Genomic DNA, 18,260 nt, shown 5'->3' on the forward strand with positions numbered 1-18,260 from the left:
TTATACAGGCAATAAAAAACCGCCGATTTGGCGGTTTTTTATTGCTGGTCTGGTTCGCGGCCTTTCCAGCAGGTTGACTTGTGTTGCATGAGCAACGCAGGCACCCCACAGTGTGAAAATACTCTCTTTTATGCCTGGCTATGTCAAGATAATAAATAGAGTAATTATTCAAACATGAGAGTATTATTCTTGACGGCCCTTTTCGCCGTCTCGCAAACGGGCGCTGGCTTTAGGAGAGGATGTCCCATGACCGTAAATGCAGACACCCCACAGGGCTTGCTATCGCGGCAATATCGCCAGTGGTGCTGTCGTAATGCGGTCTTCGCATGGACCGCACAATGAAGATACGGTGCTTTTGTATCGTACTTATTGTTTCTGGTACGCTGTTTTCCGAAGTAAATAATAACCGGAGTCTCTCCGGCAACAATTTACTGGTGGTTAACAACCTTCAGATCAGCAAGTAAGCCCGAATGCCGCCCTTTGGGGCGGCATATTTTAGATTATCCGATTCTGTTTAAAGTCACGCAAAAAGCCACCCCAGCGACGTTCATAGAATGGCGCAATATGTTCGGTAATAAAGTGGCTAATTCCTTTTTCCCCTTTTTTCACCTGACAAATATCGATTGGTTCATCGCCAGGTAATGTATCGGTCGCTACACTTCCCGCCGCCTGAATAATTTCTTCGATATCGCCATCGGCTTCAATGCCAATAAGCAAATTAGGTTGCGCCTCTTCGTTCTCTTTAATTGAACAAATAAAAGCACGCTTCACCGGCTTAATGGTTTTAAATAAGGTGGTGAGTGAATCAATCATTTGTGCTGGTGGCTCTGCGACTTCCGATAATATCAGCGATTCGCCGCCTTCCAGTACTTCCTGGCTGCTCAACGGATTCCCTTCTTCACCGATCAGCAAACTGATTTCACGCGGCATAAATTCTTTACCGGTTGGCAGTTTGGCATTAAGGAAGAGTGTTTCGCCAAGGGTCATCTCAAACAATGTGCGAACGGGCATTACGACAAATGCCTGTTCGCCTTCAACCGCCTGTTGAAGTGCTTCTAACGAGGTGAAAAAAGGAATAACGCTGGTGCCGTCTTCTTTTTCCCAGTGCTGTAAATCAAGCGCGCTATCTTCAACCACAGCCTCGCCCTGCGCCGCCGTACCTGGCACCCAGACGGTGGATTCCAGTAGAGTGCGGAAAAATGCCGGGCGGTGAGCCGGTTCGGTTGCTGCTTTTTCCAGCAGGTCTTCAAGTTCGTTTTTTGTTTCGGACATAAGAACCACAATTCATTCAACGTTCGGGGCGGAAGTGCCTGATGCGCTACGCTTATCAGGCCTACAAGGGATTCGCAATTTGTTGAGTTTGCAATACTTTGTAGGCCGGATAAGGCGTTTACGCCGCATCCGGCATATTAGTTTACGCCGTTAACAGATTAGCAATCGTGCGCACACCAAGTCCCGTAGCACCCGCAGACCACTGTTCAACCGGCGCTTTACGGTAAGTCGCCGAGCAGTCGATATGCAGCCAACCTTGCTGATAGTTCTCAACAAAGTGAGACAGGAAGCCCGCCGCCGTACTTGCACCAGCCGGATAAGCAGCACTGCCTGTATTGTTCAGTTCGGCAAAGTTAGACGGCAACTGGCTGCGGTGGAATTCCGCCAGCGGCAAACGCCAGAACGGTTCGTTCTCCTGCGCGGCACTCGCCAGTAAGCGACCGGCCAGCGCATCGTCAAAACTGAACAACGCGTGATAATCATTACCCAGCGCGGTTTTCGCCGCCCCGGTGAGGGTCGCGGCATCAATAATCAGTTCCGGTTTCTGCGCACTGGCGTCAATCAGGCCATCTGCCAGCACCAGACGCCCTTCGGCATCAGTGTTCATCACTTCAACTTTTTTACCGTTGCGATAGGTAATGATATCGCCCAGCTTGAACGCGTTGCCGCTGATCAGGTTATCGGCACAGCAGAGGAACAGCTTCACGCGCTTGTTCAGACCGCGCGTAATGGCAAACGCCAACGCTCCGGTAACCGTTGCCGCGCCGCCCATGTCCGACTTCATCGAGTCCATAAATGCGGTCTGTTTGATGCTGTAGCCGCCAGAATCAAAGGTGATACCTTTACCTACCAGGCACGCATACACCGGCGCTTCTTTATCGCCAGTCGGGTTGTAATCCAGCGCCAGCAATACCGGGGAACGTTCTGAACCGCGCCCGACAGTGTGCAGCCCCATATAGCCTTGATCACGCAGATCTTCGCCTTTGGTGATCCGATAAGTCACACGATCGTCTGCGACGTTGCTGATCAGATCAACTGCACGCTGTGCCAGTTGCGATGGTCCCAGCTCTTCCGCCGGTGCGTTGATGGTGTCACGCACCCAGTCGATGATCATCAGACGGTTATCCAGTTCCTGGCGCTGGGCATCGTCCAGATCCGGCCACTCCACTTTACGCGTACCTTTCGGGGCTTTGTAACCTTGCCAGAATGCCCAGCAGCGATCCGCATCCCAACCTTCACCGCTTAACTGAACATGCTTGATACCCAGACCGTCAATCTTGCGCGCCGCACGCTGGATCAGCCCCAGATCGTCTGCCCCGTTCAAATGCAGGGTAATGCCATCATTATTAATGCTGTAAGTTGCTTTTTCTCCCCAGCGCGCGTCGGCAGGTTGGGTAGAAAGGGTAATTTTCATCGCTTCTGTCATTTTAGTTATCCTTATTCGTTTAACAGCAAAACGGGCTACCCCAGGCAGCCCGTTTATTCATTCGGCTTCGTCCAGCCAGACCAACAAAATCGCTTCGAGGATTTTCTCGTTGGATGCCTGCGGGTCGTCGTCGAAATCTTCCAGATCGCAAATCCACTGATGCATATCGGTGAATCGAACCGTTTTCGGATCAAGATCGGGATACGCATCGTACAGTGCTTCGCCAATTTCGCGGCTATCGGTCCACTTAAGTCCCATACTAACCTCTGTTAATGCTCACGCGCATGGTTGATAGTGTAACGCGGGATTTCGACCACTAAATCTTCGTCGGTGACGCGCGCCTGGCAGCTTAAACGGCTTTCCGGCTCCAGTCCCCAGGCTTTGTCCAGCATGTCGTCTTCCTGCTCTGAGCTTTCCGGCAGTGAGTCAAAACCTTCACGAACGATGCAGTGGCAGGTGGTGCAAGCACAGGATTTTTCACAGGCGTGTTCAATCTCGATACCGTTACGCAGAGCTGCGTCGAGAATGGTTTCACCGCTATTAGCTTCCAGAACAGCGCCATCAGGGCAGAGATCCTGATGAGGCAAAATAACAATCTTTGGCATATTAAACCTCGTCCACGGAATGGCCTTTCAGCGCACGACGAACCGACTGGTCCATGCGGCGAGCGGCGAAATCCTGGGTTTGTTTGTCTACGTTTTTAATCGCTTGTTCGATGGCGTCAACATCATCGCCCTGCGCCACTTCACTCAGGTGAGCGGCAGCAGCATCAATAACCTGACGCTCTGCGGCGCTTAACAGCGCGGCATCAGCAGCCAGCGCGCCGTGCAGACTTTCCAGCACACGCGCCGCTTCTACTTTTTGTTCTGCCAGCATTCGGGCTTTTACGTCCTGCTCGGCATAGCTCATTGAGTCTTTGATCATCGAAGCGATTTCGCTGTCGGTCAGACCGTAGGACGGTTTGACCTGAATAGACGCCTCAACGCCGGTGGATTTCTCCATCGCCGTCACGCTCAAAAGACCGTCAGCATCGACCTGGAACGTCACGCGAATATGCGCACCGCCAGCCGGTAGCGCCGGAATACCACGCAGCGCAAAACGCGCCAGCGAGCGGCAGTCCTGCACCAGTTCGCGCTCACCCTGCATTACATGGATAGACATCGCCGTCTGACCATCTTTAAAGGTGGTGAAATCCTGGGCGCGGGCCACCGGAATCGTGGTATTACGCGGGATCACTTTCTCCACCAGGCCGCCCATAGTCTCGAGGCCCAGCGACAGCGGGATCACATCCAGCAACAGCATTTCGCTGTCCGGCTTGTTACCCACCAGAATATCCGCCTGAATCGCCGCGCCAATAGCGACGACTTTATCCGGGTCGATGGAAGTCAGCGGTGGACGACCGAAAAATTCGCCTACCCGTTCACGCACCAGCGGCACGCGAGTAGAACCGCCCACCATCACCACTTCCAGCACTTCATCAGCTTCTACACCCGCGTCTTTCAGCGCGCGACGACAAGCCAATAAGGTTCGTTTTACCAGTGGCGCGATCAGTTCATTGAATTGTTCACGGCTGATTTCGCCCTGCCAGCCCGCAACGTTAACGGTCACGGAGTCCGCATCGCTCAGCGCGATTTTGGCTGCAATGGCGGCATCCAGCAGTTCACGCTGAACGCGGTTATCGCTACGGTCAGGAATGCCCGCCTGCTCGCGAATGTAATCCGCCAGCAGATGGTCGAAATCATCGCCGCCGAGCGCGGAATCACCGCCGGTTGCCAGCACTTCAAACACGCCGCGACTTAAGCGCAGAATGGAAATATCAAAAGTCCCGCCACCGAGGTCATAAACGGCGATCACGCCTTCCTGACCGGAATCCAGCCCGTAGGCGATAGCCGCAGCGGTCGGTTCGTTAAGTAAGCGCAGGACGTGAAGGCCCGCCAGACGCGCCGCGTCTTTGGTGCCCTGACGCTGGGCATCGTCAAAGTACGCCGGAACGGTGATAACTATACCATCCAGCTCGCCTGCCAGGGCTTCAGTTGCCCGCGCCGCCAGTGCTTTGAGGATGTCCGCAGAAACGCGCACCGGGTTCAGCAGCCCCGCCGCCGTTTCAATCATCGGCAGGCCGTTTTCGCTGGCCTGGAATTGATAAGGCAGATGCGGATAGCGTTGCTGGATATCAGCCAGCGAGCGTCCCATCAGGCGTTTAACAGAACTAATTGTGTTGGCGGTATCGAGCGCTGCATTAGTACGCGCGTCATAACCCACCGAATGCCCTTGCTGTTGATAGTGAACAACAGATGGCAGCAGGTGACGGCCTTCATGGTCGGCTAACGTTTCGGCCTGACCGCTGCGCACTGTCGCCACCAGCGAGTTGGTTGTGCCCAGGTCAATACCGGCCGCCAGACGACGCTGATGCGGCGCAGCACTCAAACCAGGTTCACTAATTTGTAATAAGGCCATGTTTAGCTTCCAGAAATTAAAAATCGAGCAGTTTTTCTTCGAGTTGTTCGGCACTGCTTCGCAGTTTATCGAGAAAACGCAGCTTACGCACGGTATCCGCCGCCGCGTCCCACGTCTCGTTGTCTAACTGTTCAACCATCAACTGATGGCGGGTATCAAACATCTTTTTCACGCGTTTGATAAAGCTTTCCAGCCGCGCTTCATCTTTCGCCTGTTCGATCTCGTCCAGTTCTTCACGCAGCTCCAATTGTTCCATCAGGAACGCGGTGTCGCGCACAGTGTGCTGCTCGCTGGCGAGATCAAAACCGTGCAAAGAAAGCAAATATTCCGCGCGCATTAACGGATGACGCAGCGTTTGCCAGGCCTGGTTAATGGTTGCAGATTGCTGTACGGCGGCGAGTTGTTCCGCCTGGCTTCCGCTGGCGAATTTATCAGGATGATACTGACGTTGTAGATCCTGAAAACGCAGGCTCAGCGCCTGGGTATCGAGTTGATAACGGGCAGGCAAGCCAAAGAGGGTGAAGTAATCCATAACATTCTCAGGGCTGCGATCCGCCGCGATAACGGCGAATCAGGTAAAACAAACCCCACGCGCAGCTGACCACGGTGGGGTTATCGGTATGCGCATCAAACGTGGAAGCTTTCGCCGCAACCACACTCATCTTTGACGTTCGGGTTAGTGAATTTAAACCCTTCGTTCAGACCTTCTTTTACGAAGTCCAGCTGCGTACCGTCCAGAAATTGCAGGCTTTTGCCATCGACCACGACTTTCACGCCTTTGTCTTCAAACACGATGTCTTCCGGCGTCGGTTCGTCAACAAATTCCAGTACATAAGCCATACCTGAACATCCGGAGGTTCTCACGCCCAGACGCAGGCCAAACCCTTTGCCACGGTTAGCCAGAAAGGTATTTACTCGCGCTGCTGCACTGTCGCTCAGTGTAATCGACATAACCAAACCTCAACTCTTATTTTGCTTCACGTTTGCTTTTATAGTCCGCAATGGCGGCTTTGATCGCGTCTTCTGCCAGAATAGAACAGTGAATTTTCACCGGCGGCAGTTCAAGTTCTTCAGCAATATCGGTGTTTTTGATCGCCTGCGCTTCGTCGAGAGACTTCCCTTTCACCCATTCGGTGACCAGGGAGCTGGAAGCGATAGCGGAACCGCAGCCGTAAGTTTTAAAACGCGCGTCTTCAATGATACCTTCATCGTTGACTTTAATCTGCAACTTCATCACGTCGCCACAGGCCGGTGCACCCACCATGCCGCTGCCGACGTTCTCGTCGTTGTTGTCAAAGGAACCCACGTTACGCGGATTCTCGTAATGGTCGATAACTTTTTCGCTGTAAGCCATTATAAATTCTCCTGATTCCGATACCGATTAATGATGAGCCCATTCGATGCTGTTCAGATCCACGCCCTGCTTGTACATTTCCCACAGCGGAGAAAGGTCACGCAGACGACCGATGGATTTACGAACTAACTCGATGGTGTAGTCGATCTCTTCTTCAGTAGTAAAACGACCTAAAGAGAAACGGATAGAGCTATGTGCCAGTTCGTCGTTCAGCCCCAGCGCGCGCAGCACGTAGGACGGTTCGAGGCTTGCTGACGTACAGGCGGAACCGGAAGAAACCGCGAGGTCTTTCAGCGCCATAATCAGCGACTCACCTTCAACGTAGTTGAAGCTGACGTTGAGAATGTTCGGCGCACCGTGTTCCAGGTCACCGTTCAGGTAAACTTCTTCGATATCTTTGATGCCGTTCCACAGACGGTTACGCAGGCCGCGCAGACGTTCCATCTCGGTCGCCATCTCTTCTTTTGCAATGCGATAGGCTTCGCCCATACCGACGATCTGGTGAACAGGCAGAGTGCCGGAACGCATACCGCGCTCGTGACCGCCGCCGTGCATTTGTGCTTCGATGCGTACGCGCGGCTTACGACGCACATACAGCGCACCGATACCTTTCGGGCCATAGATTTTGTGACCGGAGAAAGACATCAGGTCAACTTTCAACTGGCTCAGGTCGATAGGCAGTTTGCCCACGCTCTGGGTTGCATCAACGTGATAGATAATGCCACGAGCACGGCACATTTCGCCGATAGCCGCGATATCCTGCACCACGCCGATTTCGTTATTTACGTGCATGATGGAAACGAGGATGGTGTCATCACGCATCGCTGCTTCAAGTTCTTTCAGGTCGATAATGCCGTTACGCTGCGGTGCCAGGTAGGTGACTTCAAAACCTTCGCGCTCCAGCTGACGGCAGGTATCCAGTACCGCTTTGTGTTCGGTTTTGCTGGTGATGATGTGCTTGCCTTTTTTCTGATAAAAGTTGGCTGCACCTTTGATCGCCAGGTTGTCAGATTCGGTTGCACCAGAGGTAAAGACGATTTCACGCGGGTCAGCGCCGACCAGATCAGCAATCTGATTACGGGCGATATCAACCGCTTCTTCAGCCTGCCAGCCGAAACGGTGAGAACGGGAGGCCGGGTTACCAAAGGTTCCGTCCATCGTCATAAACTGCATCATTTTCTCGGCAACACGCGGGTCCACCGGCGTGGTTGCGGAGTAGTCGAGATAAATCGGTAATTTCATTGCTCTATAAACTCCGTACATCACTCAATGCAAGGAACCAGGCTACCGGCTGGATGTACGACCGTGTTTACGGAGCGCGATACGCCCCGGCCTGATTCTGAATACTTTTTATCTTTTATGCGCGCAACTTAACATCAATTGCATCGTTACGATTGCTGCGTGGCGCGTCGTGAGTATGCTGACGACCAGACACATCCAGCACTTCCTGGTTATTAACCAGTTCGCCTAAAGTAATGTTGTTGAGAAAACCGGTGAGACGGTCGCTCAAATCACGCCACAGCGCGTGGGTCAGGCATTTATCGCCGCCCTGGCAGCCGCCTTTACCCTGACAACGGGTGGCATCTACAGATTCGTCAACGGCGCTAATCACTTCGCCAACGGCGATGCTGCTGGCATCTTTGCCTAACAGATAACCACCGCCTGGTCCACGTACGCTGGAAACCAGACCATTTTTACGCAGACGGGAAAACAGTTGTTCCAGATAAGAAAGGGAAATTCCCTGACGTTCGGAAATATCAGCCAACGGTACCGGGCCTGCTTCGGAGTTGAGCGCAACGTCAAGCATTGCGGTCACGGCATAGCGCCCTTTAGATGTCAGTCTCATGTCTTACTTCACCTCAAACTCGCCCCTGCCCGGGGTTTTTTATTGTAAAAGTGGGGGTATTGCATAGCAGGGTCAAGTCTGACATTCCCGAGTAAATTGGTCAACTATTTACTTGACTGATTTAGTCGGGTATTTAACCTTCAGTGCCATTTTTTTATCGTGGCGTTTGTACCTGTTGTCGGATGCGGCGTAAACGCCTTATCCGACCTGGGGCTCTGTGCACTGTAGGCCTGATAAGACGCGTTAGCGTCGCATCAGGCAAACGCTGTCGGATGCGGCGTGAACGCCTTATCCGACCTGGGGCTCTGTACACTGTAGGCCTGATAAGACGCGTTAGCGTCGCATCAGGCAAACGCTGTCGGATGCGGCGTGAACGCCTTATCCGACCTGGGGCTCTGTGCACTGTAGGCCTGATAAGACGCGTTAAGCGTCGCATCAGGCAACCACTGTTATTCGGCCTTATTACCTTTATTCTGCTGCTCTATAGAAGCCAGAATCCCGCGCAGGATATTCAATTCCTGGCTTTCCGGGCGCGCACGGGTAAACAGACGGCGCAATTTATTCATCACCTGCCCCGGATGGTTTTCACGGATAAAACCGGTTGCCAGCAACGTTTGTTCAAGATGACCATAAAAACGCTCCAGATCATCGACCAGCGGATACGGAGTCTCTTCATGTTCAACCTGCTTGCCGTTTTCCTGGGTCGCAAGCCAGGCCATACGCACTTCATAGGCAATAACCTGAACCGCCATCGCCAGGTTCAGCGAACTGTATTCCGGGTTAGCCGCAATCGCGACATGATAATGGCACTTCTGCAACTCTTCATTGGTCAAGCCAACGCGCTCGCGACCAAAGACCAGCGCCACCGGAGTATTTGCCGCTTCAGCGACGCTTTTCAGACCGCATTCGCGCGGGTCGAGCATCGGCCACGGCAGCGTGCGCGAGCGTGCACTGGTGCCAACCACCAGGCTACAACCGGCTAACGCTTCGTCGAGCGTATCGACGATGTGAGCATTACCAATCACATCGCTGGCCCCTGCTGCCAGGGCAATCGCCTGGGAGTCAGGTTTCACCAGTGGATTAACCAGCCACAGATTGGTTAATCCCATTGTTTTCATGGCACGGGCAACAGAACCCATATTGCCGGTGTGTGACGTCTCCACCAGCACAATTCGAATATTTTGCAGCATTGTCTTTCTTCATCTAAAGATTATTCACGCATCTTATCATAAAACGAAGACAGATGCCGATCTCGCTGCTATACTCTGCGCCGTTTTCCCGTTCTTTAACATCCAGTGAGAGAGACCGATGCATCCGATGCTGAACATCGCCGTGCGCGCAGCGCGCAAGGCGGGTAATTTAATTGCCAAAAACTATGAAACCCCGGACGCTGTAGAAGCGAGCCAGAAAGGCAGTAACGATTTCGTGACCAACGTAGATAAAGCTGCCGAAGCGGTGATTATCGACACGATTCGTAAATCTTACCCACAGCACACCATCATCACCGAAGAAAGCGGTGAACTTGAAGGTGCCGATCAGGATGTTCAATGGGTTATCGATCCACTGGATGGCACTACCAACTTTATCAAACGTCTGCCGCACTTCGCGGTATCTATCGCCGTTCGTATCAAAGGCCGCACTGAAGTTGCTGTGGTTTACGATCCTATGCGTAACGAACTGTTCACCGCCACTCGCGGTCAGGGCGCACAGCTGAATGGCTATCGTCTGCGCGGCAGCACCGCTCGCGATCTCGACGGTACTATTCTGGCTACCGGCTTCCCGTTCAAAGCAAAACAGTACGCCACTACCTACATCAACATCGTCGGCAAATTGTTCAACGAATGCGCTGACTTCCGTCGTACCGGTTCTGCGGCGCTGGATCTGGCTTACGTTGCTGCGGGCCGTGTTGACGGTTTCTTTGAAATCGGTCTGCGTCCGTGGGACTTCGCGGCAGGCGAGCTGCTGGTTCGTGAAGCAGGCGGCATCGTCAGCGACTTCATCGGTGGCCATAACTACATGCTGACCGGTAACATCGTTGCAGGTAACCCGCGCGTTGTGAAAGCCATGCTGGCGAACATGCGTGACGAGTTAAGCGACGCACTGAAGCGTTAAGTTCTCTGGCGGGTGACTTTCCTCACCCGCCCTCGCCTTTCAGGCGCTATTCCGAAATACTTTCTCACCGCTTTACTTTCCTTTGCCACTCTCCCACCATCTTTTCCCGATTAATGGATTACAAAAAAGCAGTAAGGAAAGGTCATGGTTCTGCCAGCGAACAAACGCGTTCTCAAAATTCTGTTTATTCTTTTTATTGCTGCTTTCTGCGTTTATTTAGTGCCGCGTATCGCCATCAACTTCTTTTATTATCCCGACGACAAAATTTACGGTCCTGATCCCTGGTCTGCGGAATCTGTTGAATTTACTGCTAAAGACGGCACACGGCTGCAAGGCTGGTTTATCCCCTCTTCCACTGGTCCCGCCGAAAACGCTATTGCGACCGTAATTCATGCTCATGGCAATGCCGGGAATATGTCCGCCCACTGGCCGCTGGTCAGTTGGTTACCAGAACGCAATTTCAATGTTTTTATGTTCGATTATCGCGGTTTTGGTAAATCTAAAGGCACGCCATCACAAGCCGGATTACTGGACGATACACAAAGTGCCATCAATGTGGTGCGCCATCGCAGTGATGTAAATCCAAAGCGGTTGGTGTTGTTCGGGCAGAGTATTGGCGGTGCAAATATTCTCGACGTTATTGGACTGGGAGATCGCGAGGGCATACGCGCGGTGATCCTCGACTCCACATTTGCCTCTTATTCGACCATCGCCAACCAGATGATCCCCGGCAGTGGCTACTTACTTGATGAGAGTTACAGCAGTGAAAACTACATCGCCAGCGTCAGCCCCATTCCACTTTTACTGATTCACGGCAAAGCTGATCATGTTATTCCATGGCAGCATAGCGAGAAATTATTTGCCCTGGCGAAAGAGCCAAAACGCCTGATTTTGATCCCCGATGGCGAACATATTGATGCCTTTTCCGATCGTCACGGAGACGTTTATCGCGAGCAGATGGTAGATTTTATCCTTAGCGCATTGACTCCACAGAATTAACCTTATGGTCGAAACCAGATAAAACAGCAAGAAATCACCTTAATGGATGGTATTAAACTGCCAGGAAGTGTTTATATCGATAAAAATTCTGTGATGTTTGTCATCATTTCTGACTAATAGCATTCCATTCACCGTATCCCTAAGCAAACTTTAGCTATTCTTATAAATTATGCTTATGGGAGATCTACAGATGATACCTACACTTGCCCCACCATCTGTACTTTCAGCTCCCCAGCGCCGTTGCCAGGTATTGTTGACGCTGTTTCAGCCGGGGTTGAGCGCCACCACGGCAACTTTCAGCGAGCTTAATGGTGTGGATGATGAAATGGTGAGTCGCGATATCAGCGAAACAGGACGGGAGATCCAGCGCTATCATCAACTCACGATTACAACTGGATATGACGGGAGCTACCGGATTGAAGGTACAATACTTAATCAACGCTTATGTTTATTTCACTGGCTACGCCGCGCTTTTCGCCTTTGTCCGTCATTTATCAGCAACCATTTTACGCCCGCGTTAAAGGGGGAGCTAAAGCGTCAGGGGATTGCTCGTAATTTTTATGACGACACCAATCTACTGGCGTTAGTTAATCTCTGCTCGCGAAGGCTGCAAAAACGCTTTGACGCGCGTGATATTCATTTCCTGTGTTTGTATCTGCAATATTGCTTATTGCAACACCATACCGGAATCTCGCCCCTGTTTAACCCGCTGCAACGTCGCTGGTTGGAATCTTGCATTGAGTTTCAGGTCGCACAGGAAATTGGCCGTCACTGGCAACGGCGGGCGCGTCAACCTGTCCCCCCAGGTGAGCCGCTATTTATGGCATTACTTTTTTCCATGTTGCGGGTTCCCGATCCACTGCGAGACACCCACCAGCATGGCAAGCAGTTGCGTCTGTCAATTAACCGTCTGGTACAGCATTTTCGTCAGTTAAGTAACGTCCGGTTCTATGATGAACAGGGGTTATGCTATCAGCTTTATACTCACCTCGCCCTGGCGTTAAACCGCTGTTTGTTTTCTATCGGCATTGATAACACTTTACCGGAAGAGTTCCGTCGACTTTATCCACGGCTCGTGCACACCACCCGCGAAGCGCTGGTCGGGTTTGAAAATGAGTACAATGTCAGTCTTTCCGATGAAGAAAGTTGTCTGGTGGCAGTGATTTTCGGTGCATGGCTGATGCAGGCAAATGAAATTCACGAAAAGCAGATTATTTTGCTGACGGGCAATGACAGCGAACGAGAAGCGAATATTGAGCTGCAATTGCGTGAGATAACAATACTGCCACTCAATATTAAACATATGTCTGTGAAGACATTTTTGCAGATTGGTGCGCCGCGCAACGCCGCACTTATTATTGCGCCTTATACCATGCCGCTACCGCTTTTTTCACCACCGCTGATTTATACGGATCTGACCCTGACGGCACATCAACAGGAACAGATCCGCAAAATACTTGAATCAGCATGAGGGAACGACTTTCGGGCGCAAAAACATTGCCGGAAACGCCACCAATGCCATCACCCAGAACACGCCATGCCCCAGATATTGATACAGGAAACCGGCGAAGACGGTCATGATGGCGATACTGCCGCCCATCGCGACGGCAGAATAAACTGCCTGTAAGCGGATCACCTCGCTCCCCTGACGAGCAGCAATGTAGCGCATGGCCGCCAGGTGGCACACGGTGAAGGTGCCGCAATGCAGAATTTGCACCATAATCAACCACGGCAGCTCAGTGGTTGCCCCCATAATGCCCCAACGCACAACCCCGCATACCGCCGAGATCAGCAACATATCACGGGCGCTACAACGGCGGAAAAGCTTATTACTCAGCGCAAAGATAATGACTTCCGCCACCACGCCCAGCGACCACAAATAGCCCACCGCCGAGGCCGAATAGCCTGCCGCCTGCCAGTAAATGGCGCTAAAACCATAATAAGCCGCATGCGCCCCCTGCAACAAACACACGCAGGCGAGAAAACGCCAGTTCTGGCGAACCAGCGCCAACCACGCTGGCCAACCGGTGCTCTCCTGCTGGCGGCTTGCTCCTTGTGGTTGAATGGTCGGGCGAATAAGAAAACCGAGCAGCATAGATGCTACGCCTAGCGTCAGCAAGGCCAGAATAACCCGATAATCGAATACGCTGACCAGTTTTCCCGTTAGCGCCGAGCCAATGACAAACGCCACCGAGCCCCAAAGTCGCACTTTGCCATAATCAAGCGGGAACTGCTTTTGCCACGTATTCGCCAGTGCATCGGTCAACGGTACCAGCGGTGAGAAAAAGAGGTTAAAGCCAATCATCACCAGCATCAGCCACGCTACGTGCGCCCCCGCCCAGAAGGCGACAGCAAAGAGAAGTGTCAGCAGTGCCAGCACGCGCAAGGCGGAAATCAGGCGAGAAGGATCGCTGACGCGAGGCGCGATGAGCAAACTCCCGAGAAAACGGGCAACCAGCCCGGCCCCCAACAACAGGCCGATGGTTTCTGGCGTTAAGCCAATCCCCTTAAGCCAGACGCTCCAGAAAGGTAGAAAAATACCGTAGCTAAAAAAGTATGTGAAATAACCGAGCGCCAACCAGCGCGTGGATTGCAAAACCATGAGTCCCTCCCGTCAGGAGGCGTTAGTCTGGAGTTAATCGAATGTTGGTGCAAGTTGAAAAATAAGAATATTCGAGTCCGCTTCCCGCCGATTGTCATGCATATCAGGAAATGACAAAAAGATGCGACCCGCGACGCATGTTGCAAAAATAATGCGTAATTATGCCGTTACGCTTGCCAAACGTTCCTGCACAATGGCGATGAAATCATGTAATGCCGGCTTCATCTCCCCTTTCTTCCACGCCATCAGTAAAGCAATGGAAGGCACATTTCCGGCAATGGGACGAAAAACAACCTGCCCGGTATTAAAATTATTCATATAACCGGGTATCAAAGTGACGCCCAGCCCCATGCCCACCAGATTCATGGTCACCAGAATATTCGTTGCCACCTGGACGATATTTGGCTGGCTGTTTTCTTGTGCAAACCACGCTTTAACGATCGGCGCAAGCGAACCGGAATACGCCGGATCGGTACTGACGAAATTCACGCCATCCAGTTGCGCGGCGGTGATCTCTTTTTCATGTGCTAAAGGGTGATCAACCGGTAACACCACCACTAATGGTTCGTCAAAAAGCTCCAGATAATCAATCTCCGGGCTATAAACAGGATGGCGCATTAAGCCGACGTCGAGTTCACCACGGCGAATTTTTTCTTCCTGTTGCGTGGTAATTAAACTCACCAACTCGATCAAGGTTTCTGGCTGCTTCAGCCGGAACATGGGCAATACTTTTGGCAGTAAATTCACTTCCGCCGATGGCACAAAGCCAATGGTTAATTGTCTGTCTTCCTGAACAATTTTCCGCGCCCGTAATTTGGCATTTTCCGCTTGTTCGAGGATTGCCAGCGCGTCCTGGAGAAAACATTCTCCCGCCGCCGTCAACGCGACTTTACGCTTATCCCTCACCAGTAACGAAACACCGACACAGTTTTCGAGATCGCGGATCTGGCTGCTTAACGAAGGCTGTGAGGTATGCAGTTTTTCCGCCGCACGGGTGAAGTTCAGCGCCTGAGCCACTGCGACGAAATAGCGTAAATGCCGTAGTTCCATCACCTTCCCCTTGTTATCGAAAAAACGTCTCAGCTGGTAGAAATTAACTATTTCACATATTAGCAACCAACCAGCAACATCCTTATGGCACAAAAATAGAAGGTCAATACATCTTATCTTTCAGGATTAAAAAATATGACCACACCCTCAGATTTGAACATTTACCAACTGATTGACACCCAAAACGGTCGGGTCACTCCGCGTATTTATACCGACCCGGACATTTACCAACTGGAGCTTGAGCGTATTTTCGGTCGTTGCTGGCTATTTCTCGCCCACGAAAGCCAGATCCCAAAACCCGGTGATTTCTTTAACACCTACATGGGAGAAGATGCGGTTGTCGTAGTGCGTCAGAAAGACGGCAGCATCAAGGCGTTTCTCAACCAATGCCGCCACCGGGCCATGCGTGTGAGTTATGCAGATTGCGGCAACACTCGCGCCTTTACCTGCCCGTATCACGGCTGGTCTTATGGCATTAACGGCGAGTTGATCGATGTACCGCTGGAACCTCGCGCCTACCCACAAGGGTTGTGTAAATCCCACTGGGGGCTAAACGAAGTTCCTTGTGTGGAGAGTTATAAAGGGCTGATTTTTGGCAACTGGGATACCAGCGCACCGGGCCTGCGTGATTACCTGGGTGACATTGCCTGGTATCTGGATGGCATGCTGGATCGTCGCGAAGGCGGCACCGAAATTGTCGGCGGCGTACAAAAGTGGGTGATCAACTGCAACTGGAAATTCCCGGCAGAGCAGTTCGCCAGTGACCAGTATCATGCTCTGTTCAGCCATGCTTCTGCCGTTCAGGTATTAGGGGCGAAAGATGATGGCAGCGATAAGCGCCTCGGTGATGGACAAACCGCCCGCCCGGTGTGGGAAACCGCCAAAGATGCGCTGCAATTTGGTCAGGACGGTCACGGTAGCGGTTTCTTCTTTACTGAAAAACCGGATGCTAATGTCTGGGTCGATGGCGCAGTTTCAAGCTATTACCGCGAAACCTATGCCGAAGCAGAACAACGTTTAGGTGAAGTTCGCGCCCTGCGCCTGGCGGGTCATAACAATATTTTCCCCACGCTTTCATGGCTCAACGGCACTGCCACGCTCCGCGTCTGGCATCCGCGCGGCCCTGATCAAGTCGAAGTGTGGGCGTTCTGTATTACTGACAAAGCCGCCTCCGATGAAGTTAAAGCCGCTTTTGAAAACAGCGCCACTCGTGCTTTTGGTCCTGCTGGTTTTCTCGAGCAGGATGACTCGGAGAACTGGTGTGAAATCCAGAAATTGCTGAAAGGCCACCGCGCCCGCAACAGCAAACTGTGTCTGGAAATGGGGCTTGGTCAGGAAAAGCGTCGCGACGACGGCATTCCTGGCATTACTAACTATATCTTTTCAGAAACTGCCGCTCGTGGAATGTACCAACGCTGGGCCGATCTTCTGAGTAGCGAAAGCTGGCAGGAAGTGCTCGATAAAACCGCCGCTTACCAGCAGGAGGTGATGAAATGAGTGCGCAAGTTTCACTGGAGTTACATCACCGCATTAGCCAGTTTCTCTTTCACGAAGCCAGTCTGCTGGATGACTGGAAATTTCGTGACTGGCTGGCACAGCTCGACGAAGAGATTCGTTACACCATGCGCACCACGGTTAACGCGCAAACGCGAGACCGCCGCAAAGGCGTCCAGCCACCGACAACCTGGATTTTTAATGACACCAAAGACCAGCTGGAGCGGCGAATCGCCCGTCTGGAAACGGGCATGGCATGGGCAGAAGAGCCGCCGTCACGCACCCGCCACTTAATCAGCAACTGCCAGATAAGCGAAACCGACATCCCAAACGTATTTGCCGTGAGGGTGAATTATCTGCTTTATCGGGCACAAAAAGAGCGCGATGAAACGTTCTATGTCGGGACTCGTTTTGACAAAGTTCGCCGTCTGGAAGACGACAACTGGCGCTTGCTGGAACGGGATATCGTCCTGGATCAAGCGGTGATCACTTCCCATAACCTGAGTGTACTGTTCTGATGAATCGAATTTATGCGTGTCCCGTTGCGGATGTGCCGGAAGGTGAGGCTCTCCGGATCGATACCTCGCCCGTCATCGCCCTGTTCAACGTTGGCGGCGAGTTTTATGCCATTAACGATCGTTGCAGTCACGGTAATGCGTCGATGTCAGAAGGGTATCTGGAAGATGACGCCACGGTGGAATGCCCACTGCACGCCGCCAGTTTTTGCCTGAAAACGGGCAAAGCGTTATGCCTGCCCGCCACCGATCCGCTGACAACCTATCCAGTGCACGTTGAAGGTAGTGACATCTTCATCGACTTACCGGAGGCGCAGCCATGAGCGATTTACATAACGAATCTATTTTTATTACCGGCGGCGGCTCGGGATTAGGCCTGGCGCTGGTCGAGAGATTTATCGAAGAAGGCGCGCAGGTTGCCACGCTGGAACTGTCGGCGGCAAAAGTCGCCAGTCTGCGTCAGCGATTTGGCGAACATATTCTGGCGATAGAAGGCAACGTGACCTGTTATGCCGATTATCAACGCGCGGTCGATCAGATCCTGACTCGTTCCGGCAAGCTGGATTGTTTTATCGGCAATGCGGGCATCTGGGATCACAATGCCTCACTGGTTAATACTCCCGCAGAGACGCTCGAAACCGGCTTCCACGAGCTGTTTAACGTCAACGTACTCGGTTATCTGCTGGGTGCAAAAGCCTGCGCTCCGGCGTTAATCGCCAGTGAAGGCAGCATGATTTTCACACTGTCAAATGCCGCCTGGTATCCTGGCGGCGGAGGCCCGCTGTACACCGCCAGTAAACATGCCGCAACCGGGCTTATTCGCCAACTGGCCTATGAACTGGCACCGAAAGTACGGGTGAATGGCGTCGGCCCGTGCGGCATGGCCAGCGATCTCCGCGGCCCGCAGGCGCTCGGGCAAAGTGAAACCTCGATAATGCAGTCTCTGACGCCGGAGAAAATTGCCGCCATTTTACCGCTGCAATTTTTCCCGCAACCGGCGGATTTTACGGGTCCGTATGTGATGTTTGCATCGCGGCGCAATAATCGCGCATTAAGCGGGGTGATGATCAACGCTGATGCGGGTTTAGCGATTCGCGGTATTCGCCACGTAGCGGCTGGGCTGGATCTTTAAG

Annotated in this window: 21 protein-coding genes and 1 pseudogene; 8 read left to right on the forward strand and 14 right to left on the reverse strand. The window is 52.4% G+C overall.

The annotated features are described in order from the left end of the window. Window positions 1-338: 338 nt before the first annotated feature. Complete coding sequence (gene timP / locus D9742_RS23725; RefSeq protein ID WP_276319726.1) at window positions 339-464, forward strand: small toxic inner membrane protein TimP; 126 nt, start codon at window positions 339-341, stop codon at window positions 462-464. Window positions 465-495: 31 nt separating this feature from the next. Here the strand turns inward: timP and sseB are convergent, their stop codons facing one another. From sseB to trmJ, 12 genes and pseudogenes are all read right to left on the reverse strand, one after another. Continuing rightward, the gene (gene sseB, locus D9742_RS19255) at window positions 496-1,272 is read right to left on the reverse strand and encodes an enhanced serine sensitivity protein SseB (protein WP_001337650.1); all 777 of its coding nucleotides are present in this window, start codon (window positions 1,270-1,272) and stop codon (window positions 496-498) included. A 35-nt stretch (window positions 1,273-1,307) separates the two neighbouring features. Further along, window positions 1,308-1,406: pseudogene (locus D9742_RS23730) on the reverse strand (hypothetical protein); the annotation flags it as partial. A gap of 8 nt (window positions 1,407-1,414) precedes the next feature. After that, window positions 1,415-2,698: an aminopeptidase PepB gene (pepB, locus tag D9742_RS19260; RefSeq protein ID WP_130237923.1), complete on the reverse strand. Its 1,284-nt coding sequence runs from the start codon at window positions 2,696-2,698 to the stop codon at window positions 1,415-1,417. A 57-nt stretch (window positions 2,699-2,755) separates the two neighbouring features. After that, window positions 2,756-2,956, reverse strand: a complete 201-nt coding sequence (gene iscX, locus D9742_RS19265; RefSeq protein WP_000523616.1) for a Fe-S cluster assembly protein IscX — start codon at window positions 2,954-2,956, stop codon at window positions 2,756-2,758. Between the two features lie 11 nt (window positions 2,957-2,967). Further along, complete coding sequence (fdx, locus tag D9742_RS19270; RefSeq protein WP_001124469.1) at window positions 2,968-3,303, reverse strand: ISC system 2Fe-2S type ferredoxin; 336 nt, start codon at window positions 3,301-3,303, stop codon at window positions 2,968-2,970. 1 nt (window position 3,304) lies between these two features. Further along, window positions 3,305-5,155, reverse strand: coding sequence for a Fe-S protein assembly chaperone HscA (gene hscA / locus D9742_RS19275; RefSeq protein WP_130237924.1), 1,851 nt, complete (start codon window positions 5,153-5,155; stop codon window positions 3,305-3,307). Window positions 5,156-5,171: 16 nt separating this feature from the next. After that, window positions 5,172-5,687, reverse strand: coding sequence for a co-chaperone HscB (gene hscB / locus D9742_RS19280; RefSeq protein ID WP_000384413.1), 516 nt, complete (start codon window positions 5,685-5,687; stop codon window positions 5,172-5,174). 95 nt (window positions 5,688-5,782) lie between these two features. After that, a complete protein-coding gene (gene iscA, locus D9742_RS19285; RefSeq protein WP_000028953.1) occupies window positions 5,783-6,106 on the reverse strand; it encodes an iron-sulfur cluster assembly protein IscA in 324 nt (107 codons plus the stop codon). Between the two features lie 16 nt (window positions 6,107-6,122). After that, window positions 6,123-6,509, reverse strand: coding sequence for a Fe-S cluster assembly scaffold IscU (iscU, locus tag D9742_RS19290; protein WP_000331707.1), 387 nt, complete (start codon window positions 6,507-6,509; stop codon window positions 6,123-6,125). A 27-nt stretch (window positions 6,510-6,536) separates the two neighbouring features. Beyond that, window positions 6,537-7,751: a cysteine desulfurase gene (gene iscS, locus D9742_RS19295; RefSeq protein WP_001295373.1), complete on the reverse strand. Its 1,215-nt coding sequence runs from the start codon at window positions 7,749-7,751 to the stop codon at window positions 6,537-6,539. A gap of 115 nt (window positions 7,752-7,866) precedes the next feature. After that, window positions 7,867-8,355: a Fe-S cluster assembly transcriptional regulator IscR gene (gene iscR, locus D9742_RS19300; RefSeq protein WP_001241354.1), complete on the reverse strand. Its 489-nt coding sequence runs from the start codon at window positions 8,353-8,355 to the stop codon at window positions 7,867-7,869. A 449-nt stretch (window positions 8,356-8,804) separates the two neighbouring features. Next, entirely contained in the window at window positions 8,805-9,545 is a 741-nt protein-coding gene (gene trmJ / locus D9742_RS19305) for a tRNA (cytosine(32)/uridine(32)-2'-O)-methyltransferase TrmJ (protein WP_130237925.1), read from the reverse strand. A gap of 118 nt (window positions 9,546-9,663) precedes the next feature. On the opposite strand from trmJ, the gene suhB reads away from it, so the two are divergent. The 3 genes from suhB (at window position 9,664) to csiE (ending at window position 12,937) form a co-directional block, all read left to right on the forward strand. Beyond that, window positions 9,664-10,467 (forward strand): inositol-1-monophosphatase, encoded by an 804-nt coding sequence (suhB, locus tag D9742_RS19310; protein WP_130237926.1) that lies wholly within the window; start codon window positions 9,664-9,666, stop codon window positions 10,465-10,467. Between the two features lie 144 nt (window positions 10,468-10,611). Next, complete coding sequence (locus D9742_RS19315) at window positions 10,612-11,466, forward strand: alpha/beta hydrolase (RefSeq protein ID WP_130237927.1); 855 nt, start codon at window positions 10,612-10,614, stop codon at window positions 11,464-11,466. A gap of 190 nt (window positions 11,467-11,656) precedes the next feature. Further along, entirely contained in the window at window positions 11,657-12,937 is a 1,281-nt protein-coding gene (csiE, locus tag D9742_RS19320) for a stationary phase inducible protein CsiE (protein WP_130237928.1), read from the forward strand. Here the strand turns inward: csiE and D9742_RS19325 are convergent. Beyond that, entirely contained in the window at window positions 12,929-14,068 is a 1,140-nt protein-coding gene (locus D9742_RS19325) for a 3-phenylpropionate MFS transporter (protein ID WP_130237929.1), read from the reverse strand. The two genes, csiE and D9742_RS19325, sit on opposite strands and share 9 nt — an antisense overlap. 159 nt (window positions 14,069-14,227) lie before the next feature. Further along, a complete protein-coding gene (gene hcaR / locus D9742_RS19330; RefSeq protein ID WP_130237930.1) occupies window positions 14,228-15,118 on the reverse strand; it encodes a DNA-binding transcriptional regulator HcaR in 891 nt (296 codons plus the stop codon). Window positions 15,119-15,253: 135 nt separating this feature from the next. Here hcaR and hcaE point away from each other — a divergent pair, with 135 nt between their 5' ends. The 4 genes from hcaE to hcaB are packed head-to-tail and all read left to right on the forward strand — an operon-like array spanning window position 15,254 to window position 18,259. After that, window positions 15,254-16,615, forward strand: coding sequence for a 3-phenylpropionate/cinnamic acid dioxygenase subunit alpha (gene hcaE, locus D9742_RS19335; RefSeq protein WP_000211172.1), 1,362 nt, complete (start codon window positions 15,254-15,256; stop codon window positions 16,613-16,615). Further along, the gene (gene hcaF / locus D9742_RS19340) at window positions 16,612-17,130 is read left to right on the forward strand and encodes a 3-phenylpropionate/cinnamic acid dioxygenase subunit beta (RefSeq protein WP_001276072.1); all 519 of its coding nucleotides are present in this window, start codon (window positions 16,612-16,614) and stop codon (window positions 17,128-17,130) included. Before hcaE ends, hcaF begins: the two co-directional genes overlap by 4 nt. Beyond that, window positions 17,130-17,450: a bifunctional 3-phenylpropionate/cinnamic acid dioxygenase ferredoxin subunit gene (locus D9742_RS19345; protein ID WP_001080104.1), complete on the forward strand. Its 321-nt coding sequence runs from the start codon at window positions 17,130-17,132 to the stop codon at window positions 17,448-17,450. The genes hcaF and D9742_RS19345 overlap by 1 nt, the downstream gene beginning before the upstream one ends. Then, complete coding sequence (gene hcaB / locus D9742_RS19350; protein WP_130237931.1) at window positions 17,447-18,259, forward strand: 3-phenylpropionate-dihydrodiol/cinnamic acid-dihydrodiol dehydrogenase; 813 nt, start codon at window positions 17,447-17,449, stop codon at window positions 18,257-18,259. Before D9742_RS19345 ends, hcaB begins: the two co-directional genes overlap by 4 nt. Window position 18,260 lies beyond the last annotated feature (1 nt).

The organism is Escherichia sp. E1V33, assembly GCF_004211955.1.
Classification (GTDB): domain Bacteria; phylum Pseudomonadota; class Gammaproteobacteria; order Enterobacterales; family Enterobacteriaceae; genus Escherichia.